Consider the following 1,765-nt stretch of genomic DNA (forward strand, 5'->3'; position numbering starts at 1 on the left):
GCCGAACGACTCGGGGCTCCGCAGCAAGCCCATCCGCGCGCAGATCGAGGGGACCCTCGACCGGCTCGACACCGACTACCTCGACGTCTACTACATCCACCGCTGGGACGAGGAGACGCCCATCGAGGAGACGATGCGCGCGCTCGACGAGCTGGTCGCCGAGGGGAAGGTCCACCACCTCGGCGCGTCGACGATGGCGGCGTGGCGGCTGACGAAGGCGCAGTGGACCGCCGACGTCAACGACTACGCCTCCTTCGACGTGGTCCAGCCGCTCCACCACGCGGGCTACTACGAGGACGTGCGCGAGTACCTCGACGTCTGTGTCGACCAGGACCTCGCGGTCTGCCCGTACTCCCCGCTCGCGGGCGGGTTCCTCACCGGGAAGTACGAGCGCGCCGACCCGGACGACCCGGAGGAGGTGATCGCGCCCGACGGCTCCCGCGCGAGCTTCGACGACCGGTTCGAGCGCTTCTACCTCTCCGAGCGCGGCTGGAGGGTGCTCGACGCGGTCCGCGACGTGGCGGACGAGCTCGACGCGACGCCCGCGCAGGTCGCGCTGGCGTGGCTCTCCGGGTGGGACGAGTTCACCTGCGTCCCCATCGTCGGCGCGCGGACGGTCGACCAGCTCGACGAGAACGTCGCGGCCGCCGACCTCGACCTCTCCGACGAGCAGTGGGACCGGATCATGGACGCGCGCTACGACCCCGACGGGAACCTCTGGGGCCACTGAGCGGGCGGACCCGCACCGGGCGGCCGCGTCCAAACCGGGGCGCGGCCGCTACTCGTCGAAGTCCGGGAGGTCGTCCGGCGCGTCGAAGTCGGCCTCCCAGTCGATGTACTCCCGTTTGAGCGTCTCGCAGACGATCTGCCCGAGTTCCGTGAGCCCCGCGTTGATCGCGGAGACGGTGCCCCACGAGTCGAGGTCGGGGTGGAGGTCGCGCTCCTTCCAGTCTTCGGGGAGCCCGGGCGCGTGGTAGCCGACGCGGTCGGCGAAGTCGTCCCAGAAGAAGTCGAAGCGGGCGACGAGATCGAGGTCGACCGCGACCGCCCAGTCGGACTCGTCCATGTCGGTGGTGTCGGCCCACTCGGAGAACGCGTCCTCCCACGCGCCCTCGCGGAGGAGCGCCTCCAGGTCGTCGCGCCGGTACTCCCCGCCCGCCACCTCGGCGTCCTCGTACTCGTTCGGGTCGACGGCGGCGAGTTCGGGGGGCTCCGGCGGGTCGACGTCGAGGGACATACGAAGGAGTGGGCGCCGACGGGGCAAAACGCTACGGGAACGGCGCGACGGGGACGGCGATCGGTCCGGCGCGACGGGGACGGCGATCGGTCCGGCGCGACGGGGACGGCGATCGGTCCGGCGCGACGGGGACGGCGATCGGTCCGGCGCGACGGGGACGGCGATCGGCCCGGGTCGACCGGCGCGACCGATCCGGTCCTTTTACCGCGGTTCCGCTCCGAGGCCGGGTATGGACCTCCGCGCCGTCTCGCGCCGGGTCGGGATCGCCGCCGCCGTCGTCACCGTCGTCGCGCTCGTCGCGCCGTACGCGGTCATCTCGGGGCCGGAGTACGCCTCGCAGCTGGCGGCCTACTACGCCTCCGGCGTCGTCGGGTGGACCGGGATCGCCCTGTTCGCGCTGCTCGCCGCGGTCGTCATCGCCTCCGTCGAGCGGGGGAACGTCGACCCGGGGACGCTCGCGGGCGTGGCGGTCGTCCTCGGCCTCGCGACGACCGCGGCCCGGGCGGCGGTGGCCGCGCCGGGCCGCCG

3 protein-coding genes are annotated in these 1,765 nt (G+C 73.1%); 2 read left to right on the forward strand and 1 reads right to left on the reverse strand.

Annotation, left to right across the window (positions count from 1 at the left end):
• The coding region (locus B9G38_RS16955) for an aldo/keto reductase (RefSeq protein ID WP_086221143.1) at positions 1 to 730 on the forward strand (730 nt) is incomplete at its 5' end.
• 48 nt (positions 731 to 778) lie between these two features.
• On the opposite strand, the gene B9G38_RS16960 is transcribed toward B9G38_RS16955, so the two are convergent.
• Positions 779 to 1,237, reverse strand: a complete 459-nt coding sequence (locus B9G38_RS16960; RefSeq protein ID WP_086221144.1) for a hypothetical protein — start codon at positions 1,235 to 1,237, stop codon at positions 779 to 781.
• A 229-nt stretch (positions 1,238 to 1,466) separates the two neighbouring features.
• Between B9G38_RS16960 and B9G38_RS16965 the strand changes: the two genes are divergently transcribed.
• A partial coding sequence (locus tag B9G38_RS16965) for a hypothetical protein (RefSeq protein WP_086221145.1) occupies positions 1,467 to 1,765 on the forward strand: 299 nt, incomplete at its 3' end.

This window comes from Halorubrum sp. SD612 (genome assembly GCF_002135005.1).